The organism is Aeromonas sp. HMWF014 (assembly GCF_963878295.1).
Lineage (GTDB): Bacteria > Pseudomonadota > Gammaproteobacteria > Enterobacterales > Aeromonadaceae > Aeromonas > Aeromonas popoffii.
On record NZ_CAWNYS010000398.1, the window covers coordinates 1 to 1,175 of the forward strand.

2 protein-coding genes are annotated in these 1,175 nt (G+C 64.7%); one reads left to right on the forward strand and one right to left on the reverse strand.

All coding sequences use genetic code 11. The annotated features are described in order from the left end of the window. A partial coding sequence (locus tag AAC083_RS16150) for a GNAT family N-acetyltransferase (RefSeq protein WP_108537139.1) occupies nt 1-185 on the reverse strand: 185 nt, incomplete at its 3' end. A gap of 134 nt (nt 186-319) precedes the next feature. Between AAC083_RS16150 and cysM the strand changes: the two genes are divergently transcribed. After that, nucleotides 320-1,175, forward strand: an 856-nt coding sequence (gene cysM, locus AAC083_RS16155) for a cysteine synthase CysM (protein WP_108537140.1), incomplete at its 3' end; no start/stop codon positions are given.

A 1,175-nucleotide genomic window follows, 5' to 3' on the forward strand; every position in this document is an offset into this window, starting at 1 on the left:
GTCCAGCGGTAGAAGGTGCGTGCCAGCTGATCGGCGATGCCCTGTACCCTGAGCTCAGGCGGGACGAAGGTGCTGTAGGCATCAATGGTCTTGGCATCGAGCCGCCGGTAACGCAGCCTGGACTCCTTGCCGTCCACCACGCAGATGAATTGTTGCTGGTTGGCCTGATGAATGATCTCGCTCATGCTTGCTCCTCGATACGGGGAATGGGGTTATCTGACCACGTTGGCAGCCCTTTGCCAACTGCGCGGGCTCGCTTACACTGCGAGCCCGACCGGGTGCATACCCGCTAGCCAAGGTATAGAACAGTTAACAGAGGATGGATCCCGTTATGGCCTTCGCCACACTGGAAGATCTGATTGGCAATACCCCCCTGCTGGCGCTGCGCCGCATCAATCCCTGGCCCGAGGTCACCCTGCTGGTGAAGCTGGAGGGCAACAATCCCGCCGGTTCGGTCAAGGACAGGCCGGCGCTGAACCTCATCAAGAGCGCCGAAGCGAGCGGTCGCTTGCAGCCGGGGGCCCGGCTCATCGAGGCGACTTCCGGCAACACCGGTATCGCCTTGGCCATGGTGGCGGCGGCGCGGGGCTACCGGATGCGGCTCATCATGCCGCGCACCATGAGCCAGGAGCGACGCGATGCCATGCAGGCCTATGGGGCCGAGCTGGTGCTGGTGGAGGACGGCATGGAAGCCGCGCGGGATCTGGCACTGGCCATGCAGGCACGGGGTGAGGGGCTGGTGCTCGATCAGTTCAACAACCCGGCCAACCCGGATGCCCACTATCAATCGACCGGCCCCGAGATCTGGCGCCAGAGCGAGGGGGCAGTCACTCACTTCGTCTCGGCCATGGGCACCACTGGCACCATAATGGGTGTTTCCCGCTATCTGAAGGAGCAGAATCCGGCGGTACAGGTGATTGGCCTGCAACCGGCACAGGGGAGCCAGATCCCGGGGATCCGCCGCTGGCCCGCCGCCTATCAGCCCGCCATTTTCGAGCCACAAAGGGTCGATCGGGTGCTGGACGTGACGCAAGAGGAGGCGCTGGTCATGATGCGCCGGCTGGCGCGGGAGGAGGGGATCTGCTGCGGGGTCAGCTCGGGCGGCGCCGTGGCCGGTGCCCTGCGGGTGGCGGCAGAGATCAAGCGGGGGGTGGTGGTGGTCATCATCTGTGATC